Source organism: Paenibacillus xylanexedens (assembly GCF_007676705.1).
GTDB lineage: Bacteria > Bacillota > Bacilli > Paenibacillales > Paenibacillaceae > Paenibacillus > Paenibacillus xylanexedens_C.
Window position 1 is genome coordinate 1 of the sequence record NZ_VEBF01000287.1, and the last position, 276, is coordinate 276.

Below are 276 nucleotides of genomic sequence, written 5' to 3' on the forward strand. Positions count from 1 at the left end.
CTGCTGCTTCATCCAAAGGCAAGGTCGTAGGTGGTGTACCGAAAGGCACCGTAGTTGAAGTAATCAGCAGAGAGAAGTTTGGGTGGGTAAAAGTGAAGGTGGATGGAGGTGTAGCGTTGGTATAGGGGAAATATGTGAGTATTGTGAAATAGGTACAATGGTTAGGGACGAGGGTTAAGGAAAAAGAAAAAGGGGGATTGTGCGATGGAAATGATGGTGGGGATGGGTCTTTGGGATGTTAAGGGGGCAAGAAAGCGGTAGCGCTTTGGGAGGTTG

Annotated in this window: 1 protein-coding gene; it reads left to right on the forward strand. The window is 48.2% G+C overall.

All coding sequences use genetic code 11. The features are described from left to right. A partial coding sequence (locus FS628_RS30555) for an SH3 domain-containing protein (RefSeq protein WP_145326680.1) occupies window positions 1-125 on the forward strand: 125 nt, incomplete at its 5' end. Window positions 126-276 lie beyond the last annotated feature (151 nt).